General features: G+C 73.6%; 15 protein-coding genes and 1 pseudogene. 9 read left to right on the forward strand and 7 right to left on the reverse strand.

The features are described from left to right. Window position 1: 1 nt before the first annotated feature. The 3 genes from IE258_RS03080 to IE258_RS03090 all read right to left on the reverse strand — a co-directional run bounded on the left by IE258_RS03080 (window position 2) and on the right by IE258_RS03090 (window position 3267). Window positions 2–271: an exodeoxyribonuclease VII small subunit gene (locus IE258_RS03080; protein ID WP_189738584.1), complete on the reverse strand. Its 270-nt coding sequence runs from the start codon at window positions 269–271 to the stop codon at window positions 2–4. Window positions 272–280: 9 nt separating this feature from the next. After that, window positions 281–1489 carry an exodeoxyribonuclease VII large subunit gene (gene xseA / locus IE258_RS03085; RefSeq protein WP_087807451.1) on the reverse strand — a complete coding sequence of 403 codons (1209 nt, stop codon included), beginning with the start codon at window positions 1487–1489 and terminating at the stop codon, window positions 281–283. A gap of 395 nt (window positions 1490–1884) precedes the next feature. Continuing rightward, window positions 1885–3267: an APC family permease gene (locus IE258_RS03090; protein WP_189738586.1), complete on the reverse strand. Its 1383-nt coding sequence runs from the start codon at window positions 3265–3267 to the stop codon at window positions 1885–1887. A 128-nt stretch (window positions 3268–3395) separates the two neighbouring features. Between IE258_RS03090 and IE258_RS03095 the strand changes: the two genes are divergently transcribed. Then, on the forward strand, window positions 3396–4412 hold the full coding sequence (locus IE258_RS03095) for a 4-hydroxy-3-methylbut-2-enyl diphosphate reductase (RefSeq protein WP_189738589.1): 1017 nt from the start codon (window positions 3396–3398) through the stop codon (window positions 4410–4412). A gap of 68 nt (window positions 4413–4480) precedes the next feature. Next, window positions 4481–5221: a polyphosphate--glucose phosphotransferase gene (gene ppgK / locus IE258_RS03100; protein ID WP_159324157.1), complete on the forward strand. Its 741-nt coding sequence runs from the start codon at window positions 4481–4483 to the stop codon at window positions 5219–5221. 73 nt (window positions 5222–5294) lie between these two features. On the opposite strand, the gene IE258_RS03105 is transcribed toward ppgK, so the two are convergent. Continuing rightward, on the reverse strand, window positions 5295–5900 hold the full coding sequence (locus tag IE258_RS03105; RefSeq protein ID WP_189738592.1) for a DUF6542 domain-containing protein: 606 nt from the start codon (window positions 5898–5900) through the stop codon (window positions 5295–5297). A 185-nt stretch (window positions 5901–6085) separates the two neighbouring features. Here IE258_RS03105 and ychF point away from each other — a divergent pair, with 185 nt between their 5' ends. Both ychF and IE258_RS03115 read left to right on the forward strand, forming a co-directional pair. After that, window positions 6086–7174 (forward strand): redox-regulated ATPase YchF, encoded by a 1089-nt coding sequence (gene ychF, locus IE258_RS03110; RefSeq protein ID WP_189738594.1) that lies wholly within the window; start codon window positions 6086–6088, stop codon window positions 7172–7174. 227 nt (window positions 7175–7401) lie between these two features. Then, window positions 7402–8080: pseudogene (locus IE258_RS03115) on the forward strand (ATP-binding protein); the annotation flags it as partial. Window positions 8081–8105: 25 nt separating this feature from the next. On the opposite strand, the gene IE258_RS03120 reads toward IE258_RS03115, so the two are convergent. Further along, the gene (locus IE258_RS03120) at window positions 8106–10829 is read right to left on the reverse strand and encodes a helix-turn-helix transcriptional regulator (protein WP_189739279.1); all 2724 of its coding nucleotides are present in this window, start codon (window positions 10827–10829) and stop codon (window positions 8106–8108) included. 400 nt (window positions 10830–11229) lie between these two features. Here IE258_RS03120 and IE258_RS03125 point away from each other — a divergent pair, with 400 nt between their 5' ends. Both IE258_RS03125 and IE258_RS03130 read left to right on the forward strand, forming a co-directional pair. Further along, window positions 11230–12150 (forward strand): MBL fold metallo-hydrolase, encoded by a 921-nt coding sequence (locus IE258_RS03125; protein WP_189739282.1) that lies wholly within the window; start codon window positions 11230–11232, stop codon window positions 12148–12150. A 128-nt stretch (window positions 12151–12278) separates the two neighbouring features. Beyond that, window positions 12279–13778, forward strand: coding sequence for a carboxylesterase/lipase family protein (locus IE258_RS03130; protein WP_189738597.1), 1500 nt, complete (start codon window positions 12279–12281; stop codon window positions 13776–13778). Window positions 13779–13785: 7 nt separating this feature from the next. Here IE258_RS03130 and IE258_RS03135 read toward each other — a convergent pair whose 3' ends face one another. Then, entirely contained in the window at window positions 13786–14385 is a 600-nt protein-coding gene (locus IE258_RS03135) for a TetR/AcrR family transcriptional regulator (protein WP_189738600.1), read from the reverse strand. Between the two features lie 154 nt (window positions 14386–14539). Here IE258_RS03135 and IE258_RS03140 point away from each other — a divergent pair, with 154 nt between their 5' ends. Then, window positions 14540–15496 carry an NAD(P)-dependent alcohol dehydrogenase gene (locus tag IE258_RS03140; protein ID WP_189738603.1) on the forward strand — a complete coding sequence of 319 codons (957 nt, stop codon included), beginning with the start codon at window positions 14540–14542 and terminating at the stop codon, window positions 15494–15496. Window positions 15497–15610: 114 nt separating this feature from the next. On the opposite strand, the gene IE258_RS03145 is transcribed toward IE258_RS03140, so the two are convergent. Beyond that, the gene (locus tag IE258_RS03145; RefSeq protein WP_189738606.1) at window positions 15611–16915 is read right to left on the reverse strand and encodes a M14 family zinc carboxypeptidase; all 1305 of its coding nucleotides are present in this window, start codon (window positions 16913–16915) and stop codon (window positions 15611–15613) included. 285 nt (window positions 16916–17200) lie between these two features. Between IE258_RS03145 and IE258_RS03150 the strand changes: the two genes are divergently transcribed. After that, complete coding sequence (locus IE258_RS03150; RefSeq protein ID WP_189738609.1) at window positions 17201–18403, forward strand: HesA/MoeB/ThiF family protein; 1203 nt, start codon at window positions 17201–17203, stop codon at window positions 18401–18403. Beyond that, window positions 18400–19734 carry a hypothetical protein gene (locus tag IE258_RS03155; protein WP_373309706.1) on the forward strand — a complete coding sequence of 445 codons (1335 nt, stop codon included), beginning with the start codon at window positions 18400–18402 and terminating at the stop codon, window positions 19732–19734. The genes IE258_RS03150 and IE258_RS03155 overlap by 4 nt, the downstream gene beginning before the upstream one ends. The last annotated feature ends 2 nt before the right edge of the window (window positions 19735–19736 follow it).

The following is a 19736-nucleotide window of genomic DNA, read 5'->3' on the forward strand; positions in this document are numbered from 1 at the left end:
GTCAGGCCCCAGGGGTGTCGCCGCTCTCGGCGGCGTCCTCGGCGTCCGCGTCCTCCTCGGCCAGCGCCGCGTCCAGGCGGGCCCGCGCGCCGTCCAGCCGGCGGCGGCAGACCTTCGCCAGCTCCTCGCCCCGCTCCCACAGGGCGAGGGACTCCTCCAGCGTCGTACCGCCGGCCTCCAGGCGCCGGACCACCTCGATCAGCTCGTCCCGCGCCTGCTCGTAACCGAGCGCCTCGGACATCGCCGTCGGCTGCTCCACCTCGCTGGTCATCCACCCACCCTATGCGTCGACTCGTACGGAGAAATCGCCCTCGGACACGCGTGCGCGCAGCGTCTCGCCGGGCTCCACCTCGCCGGGGTCGCGAACGGCGTGGCCGTCGGCCCGCTGCAGTACGGCGTACCCGCGCTTGAGGGTCGCGGCGGGGGAGAGCGCCACCACGCGCGCGTGCGTGTGCGTCAGCTCGGAGTCGGCCCGGTCGAGGTGGTGCCGCAGCGAGCGGCGGCCCCGCTCCAGCAGGGCAGTCACCTGCTCGGCCCGCTCCTCGATCATCCGGTGCGGGTCCTGTATCGACGGCCGGGCCAGCGCGTGGGCCAGCCCGCGCTCCTCGCGGTCGACGAACGCCGCCACGCACCGGCGGGCGCGGTCCCGCAGCAGCCGCACCCGCTCGTACTCCTCGCCGACGTCCGGCACGACCTTCTTGGCGGCGTCGGTCGGTGTGGAGGCGCGCAGGTCGGCGACCAGGTCGAGCAGCGGGCTGTCCGGCTCGTGGCCGATCGCCGAGACGACCGGCGTACGGCAGGCGGCCACCGCCCGCACCAGCTGCTCGTCGGAGAACGGCAGCAGGTCCTCCACGCTGCCGCCGCCGCGCGCGACGACGATCACGTCCACGTCGTCCAGCGCGTCCAGCTCCTTCACCGCCTGCACCACCTGCGGCACCGCGTGCACGCCCTGTACCGGGACGTTGCGCACCTCGAAGCGGACGGCGGGCCAGCGGTGCCGGGCGTTCTCCAGGACGTCCCGTTCGGCGGCCGAGGCCCGTCCGCAGACCAGGCCGATCAGCTGCGGCAGGAACGGCAGCGGCTTCTTCCGCTCGGCCGCGAACAGGCCCTCGCGCGCGAGCGCCTTCTTCAGCTGCTCCAGCCGCGCCAGCAGCTCCCCGACGCCCACCGGCTTGATCTCGGCCGCGCGCAGGGACAACTGCCCGCGCGGCGCGTACCACTCCGGCTTCGCGTGCACGACCACCCGCGCGCCCTCGCCGACCACGTCCGCCACGGCGTCGAACACCTGCCGGTAGCAGGTCACACTCACGGAGATGTCGTACGACGGGTCGCGCAGCGTCAGGAAGACCACACCCGCGCCGGGCCGCCGCGACAGCTGGGTGATCTGCCCCTCGACCCAGACCGCGCCGAGCCGGTCGATCCAGCCCCCGATCAGCCGGGACACCTCGCCCACGGGCAGCGGGCTTTCGGGAGTCGAGTTGGCAGCCATGCGCCCGAGCGTAACGGCCGGGTCCGACAATCCGGCCCCCGCGCGCACGCCCCCGTGGCCCGCTCGCCGGGTTCACGCGCGCGGGGGTGTCCCCGTGGAGCCCCGCCATGCCTCCGCCGGGCCCCGTCACGCCCCGCCGGGTCCGACAATCCGGCCCGCACGTGAGCCCCCGTCGTCCGCTCACCGGGTTTACACGCGCGCGGGGGACGTCCCCGTCGCGCCCCGTCATGCCTCCACTGGGCCGTCACGCCCCGCCGGGTCCGACGACCCGGCCCGCAGGTGCGCCCCCGTCGCCACCCCCTGCCGGGCCCCGTCACACCCCCCGCTGGGCCGTCATGTCCCGCCGGGCCCTGTCACGCCTTCGCCGGGTCTTCGGCGCACCCCCGCTGGGCCCGTCAGGCTCCCGTCGGGTCCGCTTCCCGCCGCCCCCTCCACTGCACCGCCAGCACCACCAGACCCACCGCCAGCCAGATCGCCCCGACCACCTGCGCCGTCCCCGACGCCTCCACGATCACCGCGACCGTGATCGCCGCGCCCAGCACCGGCACCACCAAGTGCCGCCACCAGCTGACCGTGTCCCCGCCGCGCCGCACCACGAACCAGCCCACCACGCTCGCGTGCAGCAGCGTGAACGCGGTCAGCGCGCCGACGTCGACCACCGAGACCAGGTGGTCGAGACCGTCGTCCCGGCGTGCCGCCCACACCGCCGCCGCCATCGTGATCACCGCAGACACCAGCAGCGCCACGCGCGGCACCCCGCCGTCCGTCCGCGACAGCACCCCCGGCAGCCGCCGGTCCCGGCCCATCGCGAACAGCAGCCGCCCGGCCGCCGCCTGCCCGGCCAGCGCCGCGAACGCCGCGCCGATCGCCTTGCTCACCGCCACCAGATCGTGCAGCCAGGTGCCCACCGACGCGTCCACGGCGTCGTAGAACGCCGAGCCCTGCCGCTCCGGCTCGGCCGCAAGCTGAGCCGACGACACCGGCTCGAGCAGCGCCACCAGGTACGTCTGCGCCACGAACAGCACGCCCGCCAGCGCCAGGCAGAACAGCAACGCCCGTGCGACCTTCGCCGAACCGCCGGTGACCTCCTCGGCGAACGTGGCGATCGCGTCGAAGCCCAGGTACGACAGCACCGCCACCGACACCGCCCCGACCACCGCCGACAGCGCGAACGCCCCCTGCGTGCCGTCCCCCGACAGCGGCGACAGCCAGTCGCGCTCCGCCCCGTCCTGCGCAAGGACCACGATGGCCGTGGCCACGAAGACGAGCAGTACGACGATCTCCATGGCGAGCACCAGGAAGCCCACCCGGGCCGCGGTCCGCACCCCCCACAGGTTCAGCAGCGTCGTGACGACCACCGCGATCGCCGTCCACACCCACCGCGACACCTCGGGGACCAGCGCTTCCATGGCGATGCCGGAGAACAGGTACGCCACCGCCGGGATGAGGACGTAGTCCAGCATCGCCATCCACCCGGCGACGAACCCGGCCCCGTTGCCCAGCCCCGCGCGCGCGTAGGCGAACACCGAGCCCGCCTGGGGGACCACCCGCACCATCTGCGCGTAACTGAATGCGGTGAACGCCATGGCGACCGTGGCGACCAGGTAGACGAGGGCGACCGCGCCGTGCGACTTGGCGTCCAGCGTGCCGAAGACGCCGACCGGCGCCATCGGCGCGATGAACAGCAGGCCGTAGACGACCAGGTCCCTGAAGCCCAGACTGCGCCTGAGCTGGTGCTCACCACCGGCCCCAGGGGCCGTCGTATCCGCCTGCGACATCGTGCCTCCGCCAGTGCCTCGGTTCCCGCCCCGGTTTCCGCTTCGGGCCACGCCTCGGAACGTTCCCGCCAGTCTCCCCGGCAACGCCGCACCCACGCGATCTCTGACCCGCCGAACGCGGCCTTACGATGGGTGCCATGACTGCTTCGCCTGGCCGCCGTGTCCTGCTCGCCGCCCCCCGTGGCTACTGCGCGGGTGTGGACCGCGCCGTGATCGCCGTCGAGAAAGCCCTGGAGCAGTACGGGGCTCCGGTGTACGTCCGGCACGAAATCGTCCACAACAAGTACGTCGTCCAGACCCTGGAGAAGAAGGGCGCGATCTTCGTCGAGCGGACGGAGGAGGTCCCCCCGGGGAACATCGTGATGTTCTCCGCGCACGGCGTGGCCCCCGTCGTCCACGAGGAGGCCGAGCGCGGGAAGCTCGCCACCATCGACGCCACCTGCCCGCTCGTCACCAAGGTCCACAAGGAAGCCGTCCGCTTCGCGAACGACGACTACGACATCCTGCTGATCGGCCACGAGGGCCACGAGGAGGTCATCGGCACCTCCGGCGAGGCCCCCGACCACATCCAGCTCGTCGACGGCCCCGAGGACGTCGCGAAGGTCGAGGTCCGCGACCCGTCCAAGGTCGTCTGGCTCTCCCAGACCACGCTCTCCGTCGACGAGACGATGGAGACCGTCGACGCGCTCCAGGACAAGTTCCCGCAGCTCATCTCCCCGCCGAGCGACGACATCTGCTACGCCACGCAGAACCGCCAGCTCGCGGTGAAGCAGATGGGCGCCGAGGCCGAGCTGGTGATCGTCGTCGGCTCGCGCAACTCCTCCAACTCCAAGCGCCTCGTCGAGGTCGCCAAGCAGGCCGGCTCCCGCGAGGCGTACCTGGTGGACTTCGCCGACGAGATCGACGAGTCCTGGCTGGACGGCGTCACCACGGTCGGTGTCACCTCCGGCGCCTCCGTCCCCGACGTCCTGGTCGAGCAGGTCCTGGAGTGGCTCTCGCGGCGCGGCTTCGAGGACGTGGAGATCGTCAAGGCCGCCGAGGAGTCGATCACCTTCTCACTGCCCAAGGAGCTGCGCCGCGACCTGCGCGAGGAGGCGGCCTCCCTGGTCGCGGAGCGCGGCGGCTCGGGGACGGCGGGGGACTGACCGGCCGGGACCTGACCGGCTGGGGCACCGCTTGGGTGACTGTCAGTCGTCCGTCGTAACGTAGGGCCATGCAGATCTTCGGCGTGGACATCGGCGGATCCGGGATCAAGGGCGCCCCTGTGGACCTCGACAGGGGCGACCTGGCCCAGGAGCGCTGCAAGGTGCTGACCCCGCACCCGGCGACCCCCGACGGCGTGGCCGACGGGGTCAAGGAGGTCGTCGAGCACTTCGGCTGGACCGGCCCGGTCGGCCTCACCTTCCCCGGTGTCGTGACGGGCGGCGCGACGGTGCGCACCGCGGCCAACGTCGACAAGAGCTGGGTCGACACCGACGCGCGCGCCCTGTTCGCCGAGCGGCTGGGCGGGCTGGACGTGACAGTGGTCAACGACGCGGACGCGGCCGGCGTGGCCGAGATGCACTTCGGCGCCGGGCGCGGCCGCAAGGGCACGGTCATCCTGCTCACCTTCGGCACCGGCATCGGCAGCGCGGTGTTCACCGACGGGGTCCTGGTCCCCAACACCGAGCTGGGCCATCTGGAGCTGGAGGGCCACGACGCGGAGAAGCGGGCCTCCAGCAAGGTCAAGGACGACCACGACATGTCCTGGGAGCACTGGGCCCACCGCGTCCAGAAGTACCTCGCCCACGTCGAGATGCTGTTCTCGCCCGAGCTGTTCATCATCGGCGGCGGCGTCAGCCGCAAGTCCCACAAGTTCCTGCCCCACATCGAGGGCATCCGCGCGGAGATCGTCCCCGCCCAGCTCCAGAACAACGCGGGGATCGTGGGAGCGGCGATGCGCGCGGCGGGCTGAGCGGGGGGCGTGATCGGGCCGGGCCCAGTCCGAACGGGGCCGGTCAGACCGCGGGGGCGTGCGAGCGGGTGGCTCAGGCGGCCGGGGGCCGGTTGCGGGCGGCGGCCCGTCGCCGTACCAGGCGGATCCGGCGCACGATCACGGCCGACCCGGCGACCAGCGTCCCGCCGTACAGCCACCCGGCCTCGGTGGCCAGCGCGGTGACCAGCCCCATCAACCGTCCGCCGAGACCGTCCCCGCTCTCCGCCACGGGCACCAGGCCCACGGCGAAGGCGATCGGCACGACGACGGGTGCGGTCAGCAGGTCGCCCCGGCGCACCCAGAGCGCGGTGAGCAGGCTCACCGGCACGAACAGCACCCCGTACACGGTCAGGGACGCACCGAAGAGCAGCCCGTCCAGGAAGCCGAGCAGGGTCATCACGGCAGCGCAGAACAGACCACTGCCGAGCCCGGTCAACCGCGGATTGGGCATCCCCCGCAGGGCACGTACGACCCGGGCCACCGGCGAACCCGCTCCCGGAGCCGGACGCGCCGGTTGCACGGGCCGGCCCACCGGCCGCCCGGCCGCCCGGCCCACCGGCGGCCGCGCGGCAGCGGCCCCGCCGCGCCCCTGGGCGGGCAGCGGCGCCCCGCTTCGTCGCGGTCCGTACTGGGCAGGTCGCGTCCTGTGTTGCTCCACTGGACCAACTTAGGTCGGTTTATGTGCCGAATAGGCCGACAGACACGCCGCCGGGCGTGTCTTGGCCAAGCGTTCGACTCCGCGCGGGTCCGGTACGGCACACCCCGTAGACTGGTGGATCGGCCCATGCCTGGCCCGCCCCATCCCACCCGCCCCTCCGCATCTCACGTACGGGAAGTCGCAACGTGTCGCTCACGATCGGAATCGTCGGTCTGCCGAATGTCGGCAAGTCGACCCTGTTCAACGCCCTGACCAAGAACGACGTGCTCGCGGCCAACTACCCGTTCGCCACGATCGAGCCCAACGTCGGCGTGGTCGGCGTCCCCGACCCCCGTCTGGCGAAGCTGGCCGAGATCTTCTCCTCCGAGAAGATCCTCCCGGCGACGGTCGACTTCGTCGACATCGCGGGCATCGTGCGCGGCGCGAGCGAGGGCGAGGGCCTGGGCAACAAGTTCCTGGCCAACATCCGTGAGTCCGACGCGATCTGCCAGGTCATCCGCGCCTTCAAGGACGAGAACGTCGTGCACGTCGACGGCAAGGTCTCGCCGAAGGACGACATCGAGACGATCAACACCGAGCTGATCCTCGCCGACCTCCAGACCATCGAGAAGGTCCTGCCGCGCCTCCAGAAGGAGTCGCGCATCAAGAAGGACATCGCTCCCAAGGTCAAGGCGGTCGAGGAGGCCAAGGAGATCCTGGAGAAGGGCGACACCCTCTTCTCCCAGGGCATCCTCCAGGGCACCGAGCGCGCGGAGCTCCTCCACGACCTCCACCTCCTCACGACCAAGCCCTTCCTCTACGTCTTCAACGTCGACGAGGACGAGCTGACCGACGACGCCTTCAAGGACGAGCAGCGCGCCCTGGTCGCCCCCGCCGAGGCGATCTTCCTCAACGCCAAGCTGGAGGCGGATCTCGCCGAGCTGGACGAGGACGAGGCCCTGGAGCTCCTCCAGTCAGTGGGCCAGGACGAGCCCGGCCTCGCCACCCTCGCCCACGTCGGCTTCCGCACCCTGGGCCTGCAGACCTACCTGACGGCCGGCCCCAAGGAATCCCGCGCCTGGACCATCAAGAAGGGCGCCACCGCCCCCGAGGCCGCCGGTGTCATCCACACCGACTTCCAGAAGGGCTTCATCAAGGCGGAGGTCATCTCCTTCGACGACCTGGTCGAAACGGGCTCGGTCGCAGAGGCCCGCGCCAAGGGCAAGGCCCGCATGGAGGGCAAGGACTACGTCATGCAGGACGGGGACGTGGTGGAGTTCCGCTTCAACGTCTGATACGTCCGGCGAAAGGCCGTCTGACCTGCGACGGAGCGGGTTGGGCGGCCTTTGCTGTCCGCACCGGGTCCGCAGCGCGGTGGTCCACGTCCCCGATATGGCTTTGCCTTCTTCGGCTGCCGATCGGTCCGAGGGCTGGAGGTGACACGGTGGGAGTGGGTCGCTAACGTCTGTGTTACTAACGTTGTCGTTAGTGACATGGAGGTAGTCGGCATGGCGGACTTCGTGCCGCGCTGGTCACCGGCGGTCTGCCGCTGATCTGCGCGGAGTGGCCGCCGGGCGCGGGAGTGTGGGACTTCCTCGGGGAGGCGCTCAGCGATCCGGTCTCGGCCCTGCTGGTGTCGGCCGAGCGCTCGCTGGCTGCCGAATTTCCGCCTCAGGCCCAGGCGCGTACGGTGCTGGCGGCCATCGGCAGTGGCGAGCGGACCTTCACCAACATCGCCCGCGCGGCCGGCGGAATCGGGGCGACGCCGCTTCAGCGAGCGCTGGAGCTGCTCGCCGAGAAGCGGGTCATTGCGGCGGAGCTGCCCGTGTCGCTGCGTCCGTCCAAGGACCGTCGCTACCGGGTGGCGGATCCTTACCTGCGGTTCTGGCTGCACTTGCTCGGCCCGTCCATGGAGGAGATCGAGCGCGGACGAGGTGATCTGACTCTGGCCCGGATCCGGGACAGCTGGACCAGCTGGCGCGGCCGGGCGATCGAACCGCTCATCCGCGAGGCACTGGTGCGCGTACTGCCCGACGACCGGCTACCCGCGGCCCCCGCGGTGGGCGGCTACTGGACCCGCACCAACGACGTCGAGATCGATGCCCCTTCCGGTGGTGGCGGTCTCGCGCAGCGGCGTGGACTCCCCGGGCCTCGACGCCGCGTACGGCCCCGGCGATCTGCTCACCGCCTGGCCGTTGTGAGCGGCGGACTACGGTGAGGGGCGTGTCACCGCGCCGGTGCCGGGTTCGGCAGGGTGTTGTCGAGCGCGTCGCGCAGTTGGGCGCGGGTGGTGATGCCGAGCTTGGGGAAGACGCGGTAGAGGTGGGAGCCGACCGTGCGGGGGGAGAGGAACAACTTCTCGCCGATCTCGCGGTTCGTCAGGCCGCGGGCCGCGAGCCGGACGATCTGTTGCTGTTGCGGGGTGAGTCGGGTGAGTGCGCCGGGTGCGACGCCGTTCGCCTCGATGCCGGCGGCCCGGAGTTCCGCCTTCGCGCGTTCGATCCAGGGGCGGGCGCCGAGCCGGCGGAACGTGTCGAGGGCTTCGGTCAGCAGCGGGCGGGCCTCCGCGATACGGCGTCGGCGGCGCAGCCACTCTCCGTAGTCCAGCCGGGTCTGCGCCCGCTCGAAGGGCCACTGCTCGCCCGCTTCGTCCGCCAGCGCCGCCCGGAAGTGCCGTTCGGTGTGCTCCGGTTCGGCGAGCAGGGCGCGGCTTCGTTCGACCAGGGAGGAGACGCGTGCCGTCAGGCCGGTGCCCAGGTGCCGTGCCGATCGCTCCAGTAGGACCGCGGCGGATTCGCGCCGGTCCCGGCGGACGGCCGCCGCGGCGAGTTCGGCCAGGACGGTGTGGGAGACGTGGTAGTGGACCGGGGCGCCGTCCTCGGTGAAGGCGGATCGGAACCGCGCGTACGCGGTGTCGTAGTCGCCCTCGGCCACCGCGGCCAGCCCCAGGGCGCGGTGGGCGAAGACCGCGACGGAGCGGCTCTCCAGCGGATCGACGAGGGCCAGGGCCCGCTCGGCGTTCCGGCGTGCCTCGGCCGGGTCACCGAGCAGCGCCAGCACGGTCGCGTCGAGGGCTCGTGCGCACGCCTCGGCGTGGGCCAGTCCGGCCTGCGAGGCCACCTCCGTGATCTCGGCGGCCACCGTGCGGGCCTCGGCCCAGCGGCCCTGCTCCAGATAGGCCCAGCCCGCGGCGCAGGCCAGACCGGCCGGCAGCGGACCGAGGGCCTGCCAGCGGCCGAACGCCTCGTCGAAGGTCGCGGCGGCCAGCGTGGTCCGGTCGAGGAGCCAGGCCACGACGGCGAGGGCGGTCAGGGAACCGGCGTCGTCCCCGGCCGCGGCGATCAGCCGGGGCAGCGCCGGGGCCAGGGACGCTCCCGCACCGGTCGGATCGGAGACGGCCAGGGTCCAGGCGCGCAGCGCACCACCCGCGGGCGAGTCCGGCACCTGGGAGAGCAGGGCCTCGATGCGCTGCCGCTGGGACTCCTCGCCCGAGTAGTAGCGGACCACCGCCGCCGCGGCGAGCGCGTCCAGCAGGTGGGGCGACCGGGCGTCCGCCGCCTCCCCGGCGATGCGCGACAGCAGCGCGAAGGCGGCCGTGTGGTGCGCACCCACGGTCATGAGCTGCCCCGTCGCCAGCGCGGCCCGGCTGAGCAGCGCCGGGTCGTCGGTGCGCTTCCGTACCTCGGCGGCCAGGTGTTCCACCCAGCCGAGCTGGCCGGTGAGGACGGCCGTGCCCGCGGCGTCGGCCAGCAGCCGCGCCTGGTCAGCGCGGCGCGGGCTCAGTTGCGCGGCGCGCTCCAAGGCGGCGGCAGCGGCCGCGTGGCCGCCCCGGCGCCGGGCCCGGCCGGCGGATTCCACGAGGGCCGCCGACACCTGCGCGTCGGGCCGCACGGTCGCGGCGGCGAGGTGCCAGGCGCGCCGGTCGGGTTCCTCGCCCAGCAGCCGTGCCAGGGCCAGGTGTGCACGTCTGCGCTCCTCGAAGGGCGCGGCGTGGTAGACCGCCGAGCGGACGAGCGGGTGGCGGAAGGAGACCCCGCCGCTGTCCCGGCGTACGAGACCGGCCCGTTCGGCGGGCGCCCACACCGTGTCGGGCGCCTCGGGCAGGCCCCGTGCGGCCGCCGGGGCGTCCGCCGCGTCGGTGGCGGCGAGCAGCAGCAGGGCGTGGCGGGTGGTGTCGGGCAGGTGCCGCAGGTGCCCCGCGAAGATCCCTTCCAGCCGGTCGGTAACGGGCAGCGGGCCCTCCCGCCCGGCGCCCTTCGGCTGTCCGCTCGCGGCGGCGCGGGCCAGCTCGACCAGGGCCAGCGGGTTGCCCGCCGCCTCCTGGAGGATCCGGGCCCGGGTGCGGCCGGTGGGCGGCCCCGGCTGCTCGTCGAGCAGTCGGTTCGCCGCGTCCCCGCTCAGGGGACCGATCGCCAGGCGCTCGTACCCCTTGTCGAACCCGGGCAGCGCGGCCGCGGCGCGCACGCCCATCAGCAGCGTCACGGGTTCGCTGTCCATGCGCCGGGCCACGAAGGAGAGCACGTCCAGTGACGCGGGGTCGATCCACTGGGCGTCGTCGACCACCACCAGCAGCGGTGCCGGTTCCGCGAGATCCGACACCAGGGTCAGCACCGCCAGGCCGACGAGCAGGGCGTCGGAGGGCGCGGCACGGTCGGCCAGCCCCAGAGCGGCCCGGAGCGAGGAACGCTGCCGTGCGGGCAGTCCGTCCAGGTCACCGAGGACGGGTCGGAGCAGCTGGTGCAGACCGGCGAAGGCGAGATGCTGCTCGGACTCGCTGCCGACCGCTCGCAGCACCCGGTGGCCGGCCCCGCGCGTCCGCCGTACGGCGAGGTCGAGCAGGGTGCTCTTGCCGACACCCGGTTCGCCCTCGACGACCAGCACCGCGCTGCGAGTCCGGCCGGCGGCGACGCGCCGCATGAGCTCCGCGGTCTCGGTCTCCCGGCCCAGCATGGTCGGGCCGAGGTTGGCGGTCTCGGTCTCCCGGCCCAGCGCGGTCGGGCCGAGGTCCGTGGTTTCGGTTTCCCGGCCCAGCGCGGTCGGGCCGAGGTCCGCGGTCTCGGTTTCCCGGCTCACCGCGGTCGGGCCGAGGTCCGTGGCCGGACTCCGGCCCGCTCGAGCGCTTCCACCGTTCGACACAGCTGCTCCAGGAACTGGCATTTCTCCGACAGTAGCGGGACGGCGGCGCGGCCGTGGGGCGGGCGGCGGCGGGACCGCCCCGCCACGGTCCCGCACGGCACGGGCCGGCGCAGTACGCCGGCCCGCCGCAGCCAGGTGCAGTCACGTGACGCATACCGCCGCCCCGGCACCGCGACGCACCCTTGCGGAAGAACTGATCGAACTGGAGCGCACCATGGACACCATCACCCTGGGCGACGTCACCGTGACCCGGGTCCGGGAGTACTACGGTCCCGTCGACCTCACGCCCGAGGCGTTCGTCCCGGACAGCCCGGCTCAGGCGTGGGACACGCACCGTTCCTGGCTGGTGCCGGACTTCCTGGACGCCGAGACCCGCATCGTCAACACCGCGATCCAGACCTGGGTCCTGCGCAGCGAGGGCCGGACCATCCTGGTCGACACCGGCGTCGGCAACCACAAGGACCGGCCGTACGCGCCGGTGTGGAGCCGCCTGGACACCGACTTCCTGGGCAATCTCGCCCGCGCCGGGGTGCGCCCCGAGGACGTCGACATCGTGATCAACACCCACCTGCACGTCGACCACGTCGGCTGGAACACCTACCTCGACGGGCGGACCTGGGTACCGACCTTCCCCAACGCCACCTACCTGATGGCCAAGGCGGACTTCGACTACTGGAACCCGGCCAACGAGATCAAGACCCTGCTCGGCCGCGGCAACCAGAACGTCTTCGAGGACAGCGTCGCCCCCGTGCACGAGGCCGGTCTCACCCTGCTGTGGGAGGACAGCCACCGGATCGACGCGAACCTGCGCCTCGACCTCGCACCCGGGCACACCCCGGGCTCGTCCGTGCTGCGGCTGGAGTCCGGTTCCGACCGGGCCCTGTTCGTCGGCGACCTGATGCACAGCCCGATCCAGATCCACGAACCCGACGCCAACAGCTGCTTCTGCGAGGACCCCGCAGAAGCCCGCGCCACCCGTCACAAGCTCCTGGGCGCGGCGGTCGACAGCAACGCCCTCGTCTTCCCCGCGCACCTCGGCGGCCACGGTGCCGCCGAAGTCGTGCGTGCGGGGAGCAAGTTCGCCATCAAGGGCTGGGCGCCGTTCGCCAAGTACACCGAGGCCGAGCAGGCATGATGCCCGCGCAAGGCCGGGCGAGCCAGACACGCGAGACGGTCACGCGAGACCAGACACGCGAGACGGACACGCGAGACCAGACACGCGAGACGGACACGCGAGACGCACCAGTGAGAAAGACACGCGGCATGAACCAGCACCCCGGACCCGTCGTCACCACCGCGCAGGGCGCCGTCCGCGGCCTGCGCCAGGGCGACACCCGCACCTTCCTGAACATCCCGTACGCCGCCCCGCCCCGCGGCACGAGCAGGTTCGCCCCGCCGCAGCCGCACGAGCCGTGGGACGGCGTACGGGACGCCACCGTGCCGGGACCCAACGCCCCGCAGGCCGCGCGCAGGCTCGGCGACATCGACATGACCCCCTACTTCGGCACCGGCTGGAGCCGCGGCGAGGACTACCTCACCGTCAACGTCTTCGCGCCCGCCGCCGGAGGTGACGCAGGTGACGCCCTGCCGGTCATGGTGTTCGTCCACGGCGGCGGTTTCGTCGCCGGATCGACGCGGGCCGCCCTGTACGACGGCTCCGCGTTCGCCCGTGACGGTGTCGTCCTCGTCACCCTCAACTACCGGCTCGGGATCGCCGGGTTCCTCGACGTCCCCGGGGCGCCCGCCAACCGCGGTCTGCTCGACGTCGTCGCCGCGCTGCGCTGGGTCCGGGAGAACGTCTCCGCCTTCGGCGGCGACCCGCGCAACGTCACCCTCTTCGGCCAGTCGGCCGGGGCGACCATCGTCGGCGGCGTCCTCGCCACCCCCGAGGCCGCCGGGCTGTTCCGCCGGGCGATCGTGCAGAGCGGCAGCGGCCTGGGCGCGTTCACGCCCGAGCAGGCCGCCCGTGTCACCCGCGCCGCGGCCGGGGCCCTGGGCGTCGAGCCCCACGTGGACGCCTTCGGCCCCATCCCGGACGAGCGGCTCGTCGAGGCGGCCGCCGGGCTGGCGGGCATCGACCTGCGGACCGGGACCCACGGCGACCCGCTGATCGGCCTCAGCCCCTTCAGCCTGGTCCTGGACACCCAGCCCGCCGCGTCCGTCGCCGCCGGTCGCGCCGCCGACGTCGACCTGCTCGTCGGCACCAACGCCGAGGAGGGCAACCTCTACCTGGTCCCGGTGGGCAAGTACGCCACCTCGACCGCCGCCGACGTCGACGAGGCCGCCGCACGCTCGCACCCCGATCCCGCGCGGCTCGTCGAGACCTACCGAGCGGCACGCCCCGGGGCGTCCTTCGCGGAACTGCGCTCCGCCATCATGGGCGACGCCCTGTTCGGCGCGGGCAGCCGCGCTCTGGCCGACGCCCATGCCGCCCACCCGCGGTCCGCCACCTACGCCTACCGGTTCGCCTGGCGCTCCCTCGCCCTGGACGGCGAACTGGGCGCCACCCACGGGGTCGAACTGCCCTTCGTGTTCGACCTCGCGGACCGGCCGGAACTCCACGGCCCGGCCGCCCTGCTCGGCCCCGACGACGCCCCCGAGGACCTCGCCGGCCGCGTCCACGAGACCTGGATCCGGTTCGCCAGGACCGGCGACCCCGGCTGGGACCCGTACGACACCGACCGCCGGGTCACGATGTGCATCGACGCCGAGTGGACGAGGGTCGACGACCCCCGCGGCCGGGAACGGCGGGCCTGGAGCTGAACGCGGGTCAGTCGTGGGGGCCGTGTCCGGGCCCGCCCAGGCCCTCGACGGCGATCCCCATGAGCCGGGTGGCGTGCTGCGCGGCGTCGGAGGCGTGTTCGGCCGTGAGGGACACCGCGTTGGCGAGGGAGACCAGTTCGACGACGGTCACGTCGTCGCGGACGGTTCCGTCGTGCTGGGCGCGGGCAAGGAGGTCGCCGCCCGCGTCCATCAGCAGTTGCTCGCAGCGCGAGTCCGGAGAGGACGACGCGGTCGTGCCCGTTGCCTGCAGCAGGGCACGGGCGGCGCCGCGCGTCACGGCACCGAAGACCGCCAGGGACGTCAGCCATTTCGCCAGGGCGGTCGCGGGCGGGTACTCGCGTGCCAGGGACCGGGCCTCGCCGCAGAGCTGCGCCACGCGCTCCTGGAAGACGGCCTGGAGCAGGCCCCACCGGGACGGGAAGTGGCGGTGCAGCGTGGCGGAGCCGACGCCGGCCCGCCGTGCGATCTCCTCCAGCGAGGCGTCGGCTCCGCGCCGGGCGACTTCGGCCGCGGCGGCCTCGAGGATCCGATCGTAGTTGCGGCGTGCGTCCGCGCGCTTGGGCGGGCCCGGATTCTCCCTGCTCACGCTCGTAATCTCCTTCCTCGCCGGTAAAGCGGGGTGCCACCCCATTCTTGCACCGCCGTGCGGCTCCGCCGTTTGACATTAAGTGGGGGGTGCCCCCATATTCAAGAAAGCGGAGGGGCACCCCGTTTTTGTCCACGACACAGGAGACGAAGGCATGCGCGCCGTACAGTTCGACCGATTTGGCCCGCCCGACGTTCTGCGCGTCGCCGACGTCCCCGCGCCCCGGCCGGGCCCCGGCGAAGTCCTCGTCGACGTGCACGCCGCGAGCGTGGACGCCGGCGAGACCGCCTTCCGAGCGGGCAAGATGCGCCGGGTGACGCGCGTGCGCTTCCCGCGCGGCCTGGGCAGCGACTTCGCCGGCCGGGTCGCGGCCGTCGGCGACGGCGTACGCGCCTGGGGCGTCGGGGACGCGGTGTGGGGTCTCATGCCGCACCTCACCTTCGGCGCCATCGCCGACCACGTCGCCGTGCCCGAGCAGCGGCTCGCCCGCGCTCCGGAGAACCTGAGCCCGGTCGAGGCCGCCGCCCTGCCGGTGGTGGGCACCACGGCGATGACGGCCCTGATCGGCAAGGCGCGACTCCAGCCCGGGGAAAGGCTCCTGGTCCGCGGCGCCACCGGCGGCGTCGGCAGCATCGCGGTGCAACTGGGCAAGGCGCTCGGCGCGCACGTGACCGCCCTCGCCGGCGCCCGCAACCTCGACTGGATCACCCGGCTCGGTGCGGACGAGGCCGTGGACTACCGCACGACCCGGCCGGAGGACCTCGACCGCTTCGACGTGATCGTCGACGTCGTCGGCACCGACCTGGGTGCCTACCAGGCGCGGCTGGCCCGCGGAGGGCGTCTGGTCGCCCTCTCCTTCGACTCGGACCGCGTCGTCTCCTCCATGCTCGGCACCGCGCTGCGGGCGGCCGCCGCTCCCCGGCGCGTCAAGATGTTCAGCAACAACCCGTCGGCCGACCGGATCGCCGACCTCACCCGGGCCGTCGAGGCGGGAACGATCCGGCCGGTGATCGACACCGTTTTCCCCGTGCACGACATCGCGGCGGTCCATCGGCGGCTCGAATCCGGCGGTGTGCGCGGCAAGTACGTCATCGACATGCGGCTCTCCTGACCCGGTCCAGGACCGTGCCGGCCGGTCAGTGCGTCAGCGGATCAGTGCATCCGTGCGTGGCGCGGCAGCGCGTCCGCGTACGTCCGTGCGTCGGCGGGTCGGCGGGTCGGTGGGTCAGCGTTTCAGCGCGCACTCCGCCGCCGCCACCACCGTGCGGGTCTGGAGGGCCACCTGGTCGGGCACGGGCACCCAGCGCAGTCGCAGGGACTGCTCGAAGTCCGTGCACCAGGTGGTGAAGAGCTCGTCCAGCTCGTGGTGGAGTACGTCGGCCGCCGGGTCGCCGGCCGCCCGCAGCAGCCGCAGCAGGAGCCCGGCCGCGCGCAGCGGCTGGCGGCGTGCGACGACCTCGAGGGCGCTGATCCCGGCCGTCGTCAGCCGGGGTGGGGCCGCGGTGCGGGAACCCTCGTCCGGCTGCCGGAGCAGGGGCTCCCAGGATTCGGCCACCAGGTCGTACAGGCCGTCGGCCATCCACTCGAGTACGCGTCTGGGCGGGCTGTCCCCGGCCGGCGGCAGGAAGCCCCGGGCCTTCTCGAAGACGGCGGTCACCTGCCGTCCGCTCTCCCGCACCAGCCCGGACAGCTCGCGCAGGGCACCGGTCGGGTCGGGGTGCGGGGACGTGTCGTCGGCCGTACCGGTGGCCCACAGGGGGACCTCGACGATCGCCGTGACACCGCCGTACCGCTGGGGCGCGCACCAGGTGGACAGGCCGATGTTCTCGGAGCCGGCCGCCAGCCGGGCGGTGCTGTCCGGCGGGGGCAGGACGTGGATGCCGGGGGCCGGGTTCTCCCAGTACAGGGCGTCGTACGTGCCGTGCTGGACCGGGACGCCGACCGAGGTGGCGGACGCGCGGAAGGGTGCCGCGAGGCCGGGGAGGCCGCGGGTCAGCTGGACCCACGTGCCGCCGGCGTCGACGCTGTGCAGCGAGCACTGGAGAACGGGCCGCAGCTCGTCGATCGCGTCGAGCAGCGCACGGCTCTCCGGGAGTCGCCGCCCCTCGATGGGCGCCCACTCCGGCTGCTCCGCCGCGACCGGTCGGAAGGCGGCGCGGTAGTAGCGGTCAAGGGTGTGTCCGGGAGCGGCCGTCGCCGCCTCCAGGCCCTCGCTCAGGGCCGCGCCGTCCGGGTCGAGACACAGGACGATGTCCCAGGTGACGGTGTCGGGGTCGGTCGCCCTGGACCGGCGGTCGCCGTCGGCCACCCGCTCCGCCAGGGCCAGCGCGGTCGCGCCGCCCACCGGCTCGTCCGAGTGCGGCCGGGCCACCACCAGGACGTGCCGCGGCCCATGGCCCACGGACAGCATCAGGATCGGTCGGCCGGCCCGGGAGGTGCCGATCCGGCGCAGGCGGCAGGCCCCGGGGAACCGGGAGACCAGCCGCCGCGCCGACTCGGTGACCTCCGCGACCGTGAGGTAGCGCTGCATGGGGCGCGTCCGGTCAGGCGCCGCCGTTGCCACCGCTGTCGCCCGTGGTCTCCTTCTTGTCCAGCGGACGGATCTCGATCTTGTTCGCCATGCCGTCTCCTTCCGATGGTGCCTGCGATGCCCGCCGTGCCCGCAGTACACGAGGTGCCTGCCGTGCCTGTGGTGCACGCGGTGCCCGTGGGTGTGCGGGGCACTCTGTGCCCTTGCCAGCGTTCGCCCACCCCGTCACTGTTGTCAACGTCCCTTGTAGACCGTGCGGTTGGGGAATGCGAGGTTGGCGCGAAAATGACGGTGCACGCGATGCGGCGGCCCCGGATCAAGCCGGAGCACCGCGCCTACCGGACCGTGGACGGGCACGTGCGGATCGGCAGCGTCGTCCACGGCATCGGCGCCGAGGTCAAGGACCCCGACGGCTGGGTCTGGACGCTGGTCCGGGCCATGGACGGGACGCGGGCGGCCGCGGACGTCGTCGCCGAGGTGTCCGGGCGCCACCCGGAACTGCGGCTGGCCGCCCCGGACATCGTCCAGGCGATGACGGACCTGACCGACGCCGGGTACGTCGAGGACGCCGGTGCGCCGCCGCCCGCGGAACTGTCCGAGCGGGAACGCGAGCGCCACAGCAGGGGCATGACCCTGATGCGCTGGATGGACCTGCGGCCCAGGAGCAGTCCCTGGGACCCGCAGGTGCTGCTCCGCCGGGCCCGGGTCCTGCTGGTCGGCGCCGGCGGTACCGGCTCGGCCGCCGCCCGGGACCTGGTGGCGTCGGGAGTGGGACGGCTGCACTGCGTCGAACCGGACGTGGTCGAACTGTCCAACCTCAACCGGCAGACCCTCTTCGGCGAACGCGACGTCGGCAGACCCAAGATCGACGCGGTGCTCGCCGCGCTGCGCGCGCTCAACGCGGGCACCGAGGTCACCGGCGAGCGGCGCGAGGTGCGCGGCCCGGCGGACCTCGAGGACCTGCTGACCGGTGCCGCTGGTGCCGACGGCGCCCCGGGATACGACGCGCTGCTGCTCGCCGCCGACCGGCCCGCCACGATCCGCAGGTGGGCCAACCAGGTCTGCCTGGCCTCGGGGACGCCGTGGGCGGAGGCGGGCTATCGCGGGCCGCTGGTCAGCGTGGGGGTCTTCACGCCGGGCCGGGGCGCGTGCTGGCAGTGCCTGCGCGACGCCGAGATCGAGCGGCGCGACCTGCGGCTCGCCCCGGGACAGGACGAGGACGTGGCCTCGCCCCGGATGCCGTGGAATCCGGCCAACGCCGTGACCGCGGGCCTGTCCGGTGGGCTGCTGGCCCACGCCGCCCTGATGCTGCTGTGCGGCGTCCCGCCGGTGGAACCCGGCTGCCGGTTCGGCCTCAACCTCATGGTGCCGGGCGACCCGGTCCTGCAACGCTCGCCGCGGCGCCCCGACTGCCCGGCCTGCCGCCCGGCGGAGCCCGATCCGGCACCGGCCCAGCGTTCCGGCTCCGGCGGCCGGGGTCCCTCGTGACCGACACCGCCGGGCCCGCGGCCGACGCCTCCGAGGCCGACACCGCGGCCGACGCCGCGGGCGCCGACGCCGCCGTGAGCACCGCCGCCGACGGCCCGCCCCGGATCACGCCGACGACCCGTGTCCTCCTGCACGACCTGGCCGTACGACGGGACCGGGACGAGTGGATCGTGGGCCGCATGGCCACCCGGACCTTCGTCGCCCTGCCCGCGGCCGGGGCGCGTGCGGTGGAACTCCTCGGCGCGGGGCTGAGCGTGGGGCGCACGGAGGAGTCGCTGCGCGCCGAGACCGGGGAGGAGTTCGACATCGCGGACTTCGTCGGGGACCTGGCCGCGCTGGGATTCGTGGCCCGGATCGGCGACCACGCGGTGCCGGATGCCGAACCGCCGCGGGCGTCACTGCCGTGGCTGCGCCCCCGCCACGTCCGCCTCGCCCTGCACCCGGTGCTCCCGCTGCTCGTCGGGGCGCTGCTGGTGGCCGCCGCCGTCGTCCTGGTGCGCCGCCCCGACCTGCTGCCGGGCTACCGCGACCTGCTGTGGAGCCGCCACGGCAGCGTGGTGCTGCTGAGCGGGGCGGCGGCCGGGTGGACGCTGCTGCTGGCCCATGAACTGGCGCACCTGGTCACCGCCCGTGCGGCGGGTGTGCCGGGGAAGATGCGGCTGGGCACCCGGCTCCAGTTCCTCGTCATGCAGACCGACATCAGTGGCATCGAACTCGCCCCCCGACGGCACCGGCTGACGGCCTATCTGGCCGGTATCGCCCTCAACCTGTCCGTCGCCTCGTCCCTGGTCCTGGTCCTCGCCCTGACGGAGCCCGGCACGACCGCCCACCGGTTGCTGGCGGCGGCCCTGTTGCTGGCCCTGCTGCCCCTGCCCTTCCAGTGCATGGTCTTCACCCGCACGGACCTGTACTTCGTCCTCCAGGACCTCACCGGCTGCCGAGATCTGTACGGCGACGGTCTGGCGTACGCCCGGTACCGGGCCCGGCGGTCGATGCGCTCGATGCGGACCGTGCGCCGTGGGGTGCGTGCGGGGGACCGGGACGGCGACCCCAGTGCCCGGTTGCCCGCCCACGAGCGCCGGGCCGTCCGCCTCTACAGCGTCGTCCTGGTGGTCGGCACGGCCGCCTGCCTGACGTTCATGGCCGCGGTCACGCTGCCCGTCGACGTCGCCCTCCTGGTCCGGGCGGTGCGCGGCCTGGGGCCGGGCCACGGCCTCGCCGGGAACGCCGACGCGGTGACGGTGCTGGTGGTGCTGGGCGGGGTCAACGTCCTCTGGCTGGTCACCTGGTGGCGCAACCGCCGCTCACGCGGGTCCGCGAGCGCGGCCTGACG

The organism is Streptomyces tendae (genome assembly GCF_014650435.1).
Lineage (GTDB): Bacteria > Actinomycetota > Actinomycetes > Streptomycetales > Streptomycetaceae > Streptomyces > Streptomyces tendae.

Excerpts from the sequence above, each read along its gene's own strand:
- IE258_RS03095 (WP_189738589.1), top strand. The coding sequence starts at position 3,396 with ATGGGTGCCATGACTGCTTCGCCTGGCCGCCGTGTCCTGCTCGCCGCC.
- IE258_RS03130 (WP_189738597.1), top strand. The coding sequence starts at position 12,279 with ATGAACCAGCACCCCGGACCCGTCGTCACCACCGCGCAGGGCGCCGTC.
- IE258_RS03145 (WP_189738606.1), bottom strand. The coding sequence starts at position 16,915 with ATGCAGCGCTACCTCACGGTCGCGGAGGTCACCGAGTCGGCGCGGCGG.
- IE258_RS03150 (WP_189738609.1), top strand. The coding sequence starts at position 17,201 with ATGACGGTGCACGCGATGCGGCGGCCCCGGATCAAGCCGGAGCACCGC.
- IE258_RS03090 (WP_189738586.1), bottom strand. The coding sequence starts at position 3,267 with ATGTCGCAGGCGGATACGACGGCCCCTGGGGCCGGTGGTGAGCACCAG.
- IE258_RS03080 (WP_189738584.1), bottom strand. The coding sequence starts at position 271 with ATGACCAGCGAGGTGGAGCAGCCGACGGCGATGTCCGAGGCGCTCGGT.
- IE258_RS03120 (WP_189739279.1), bottom strand. The coding sequence starts at position 10,829 with ATGCTGGGCCGGGAGACCGAGACCGCGGAGCTCATGCGGCGCGTCGCC.
- ppgK (WP_159324157.1), top strand. The coding sequence starts at position 4,481 with ATGCAGATCTTCGGCGTGGACATCGGCGGATCCGGGATCAAGGGCGCC.
- xseA (WP_087807451.1), bottom strand. The coding sequence starts at position 1,489 with ATGGCTGCCAACTCGACTCCCGAAAGCCCGCTGCCCGTGGGCGAGGTG.
- IE258_RS03125 (WP_189739282.1), top strand. The coding sequence starts at position 11,230 with ATGGACACCATCACCCTGGGCGACGTCACCGTGACCCGGGTCCGGGAG.
- IE258_RS03140 (WP_189738603.1), top strand. The coding sequence starts at position 14,540 with ATGCGCGCCGTACAGTTCGACCGATTTGGCCCGCCCGACGTTCTGCGC.